At 57.8% G+C, this 2,484-nt stretch carries 2 protein-coding genes and 1 pseudogene; 2 read left to right on the top strand and 1 reads right to left on the bottom strand.

Annotated features, from left to right (window positions below):
* Both VN622_17705 and VN622_17700 read left to right on the top strand, forming a co-directional pair.
* On the top strand, positions 1-244 hold a 244-nt coding region (locus VN622_17705), incomplete at its 5' end, for a hypothetical protein (protein ID HWR37701.1).
* Positions 245-381 (top strand): annotated as a pseudogene (locus tag VN622_17700) (VOC family protein).
* 294 nt (positions 382-675) lie between these two features.
* Here the strand turns inward: VN622_17700 and VN622_17695 are convergent.
* Complete coding sequence (locus VN622_17695; protein ID HWR37700.1) at positions 676-2,250, bottom strand: carboxypeptidase regulatory-like domain-containing protein; 1,575 nt, start codon at positions 2,248-2,250, stop codon at positions 676-678.
* Positions 2,251-2,484 lie beyond the last annotated feature (234 nt).

Here is a 2,484-nt window from a genome sequence, read left to right as displayed (position 1 = left end):
GCAGTGCTGGGAATCCCTCGGTGCAACGGACGTGAACAATGGCGTCACCACCGACACCGAGCACCTGTTCCTGGCCACGGGCCTGACGCTGCACGCGCCGCGACATGACCCCGAAGAGCAGATCGCGATCCGCTGGCTGGCGTTTGAGACAGCGCTCGAGATGACCATGCGGGGCGAGTTCCCGGAGTGCTGCACGGCGCTTGCGATTCTGAAGCTGGGTTTGATGAGAAGGAGGAATCCCTGAATGCAAAAGATCACTCCATTTCTGGGGTTCGACACGGCGGAGGTGGCGGCGGAGTTTACGTCTCGATTTTCGAAAATTCACGGATTGTGAAGATCACCCGCTATGGAGAGGCGGGACCCGGACCAACGGGCAGCGTGAAGCTATATCGTTCTCGGCGGACTGATGCGAGCCATGCTCGAGATGAAGAAGATCGACATCGTGGGTCTGCAGAAAGCGTACGAGGGACGACCCGTTCAATACCCCAGCGTTGTATGGAACCAGGAATGCTGCTTGGCACGTTGTCGTTTGCGCACAATGCACTTTTTAAACTTTTGGGCGCTCTTCCAGTTTCCGGTCTGGCCGTTTTTCGGCTAGCATCGCAGATTGCTCATGCTTCGGAGTGCCGGACATCAAATGTGACAGAACGCGTCCGTTTCTTGTCCGGCGTGGGGCTATTTGACCTCCTCGGCCGAGATGGGAAGCAACTGTGCGTTCTGCTTTTCATTGGCGCGCAGCGTGACCTCGGTTGCACGATCGTCGTACTTTTTGCGGAACTCTGGGTCGGGCCAGAGGTCGTCGTCAACTTCCTCCCAAGCGAAGAGCTTATACGGGCCGGGCCGCAGGTTTGTGAACCGGAACATGCCACCATCGTCCACGGACTGCTTTGCCGAGCGCGATCGTCCATCGCCGGAAATCAGTGTCACCGTCGAACCTGGAACGGGCTTACGCTCGGCGTCCACGACTGTGCCGGCGATCATTCCGGCCGTGTTGCTAAGGACGAATTCAAGCTCCGCAGATCCTTGAATTTCAAAGTCTTCAGGAGATATTTCCTGTCCGTCCAACTTCACTCCCCGGAGAAAGTAGCCATCCGGCAACGAGCGCATGTTTACAATCGAAAAATGGCCGGGGCGTCGAACCGCCGTGGGAAAGGAATTGAGTTTGCCGAGCGCGTCTGATTGCAGTTTGAATTCTCCCGATGCCAGAAATGTGGAAATCCCAGCTATGGTGATACTGACATCTTTCAGGTTGACCTGACCGCCTTCAGCCAAGATGATTCGACTGGAGATGTCGGGGGCCGGGCGCATCGTGAGTATGACGCCGTCAAGTTCTCCTGTAACGGCAATACTTGCTGCCCCGTAAGCCTCTGGGCCGCCGGAGTAAACAGACCCGGAGATGACGTATTGACCGGGCGGAGCGCGCATCTCGAATGCATAGTTGGGAGGCATCGCTTGCGTGGATGCATTCCCGAAGAAGTTGCCGTCTGTCGGAGACAGACCGACGGAGACGATAATTGGGGAATTCGGAGGCAACCCTATCACCCTTCCTCTGATGCGGACGGAAGGTGGCCTGTTAACCTTGAAAAGTTGGATATTGATACTGCTGACCTCTGCACCGACTCCCACCGTAACCGGCATAGCCTCCTGCTGGGTGGCCGCACTCGGATAGAAAGCGGGAACATAGAAGCTCGCCGGTGGAGTGCCGTACCGGTTGTCAACGGGCGCACGATGATCAAAAGCCTGTACCAGGTAGCGGCCAGGCCTGAGGTTCCCGAATCGGTACGCGCCGGTGTCGCCCGTCTCGACCGTGTTGAGTCGGTCCCACATCCTTTGTCCATAGCGGTAGACCTGCTTGAATATCCATAGGCGGGCGCGGTCGACCGGTTCTCCAACCTCATCAAGCACGTGACCGGAAATAACGCTCTGAGGCGGAAGCCGGATCTCAGCAGCAGTTACGTGTTCATTCTCGCCGAGTGAAATCGGGCGGCCCGCTCCGTGGTCGAGGAACCCGGCGCGGGTCGCGGACAATCTGTACGTTCCGGCGGGCAGCGCGGTGAACTCGAATCTCCCTCCGGAGTCGCTAGCGGCGACCAAACGTACCTGAGCGGCCGTCAAAATGACCGTCGCCCTCGGGACGGGTGCGCTTGTCAGGGAGTTCACGACATGGCCTGCAATTGAGCCCCCGCCAGGGTTCGCCTGCGCCAATAACATGCACGCTGAAACGAAGGCGACCAGAAGTGAGTGCATCATCGCGCTTCAATTCTAATCTAACTCGCGGTCCCACTGGTATTGAGCCGACAGGGGACCCACTCCGAAGAGTTAAGATTATGTGTTCGTGATCAGTCAAGGGCGGGGGCTGCCCCCATTAATGGCGTAGAGCCGTGTTCTTGAATTTGCTTCAGAGGTGGGGTGCCCCCATTAATGGCGTAGAGCCTGAAGTGGTGCGCCCGGCATGACTCGAACATGCGACCTTCTGGTTCGTAG

The organism is Clostridia bacterium, from assembly GCA_035561135.1.
GTDB lineage: Bacteria > Acidobacteriota > Terriglobia > Terriglobales > Acidobacteriaceae > DATMYA01.
This window is presented reverse-complemented; position numbering and strand designations above follow the sequence as displayed.

Bases quoted from the DNA above. Each gene is read 5' to 3' on its own strand.
- VN622_17695 (HWR37700.1), bottom strand. From the start codon at position 2,250: ATGATGCACTCACTTCTGGTCGCCTTCGTTTCAGCGTGCATGTTATTG.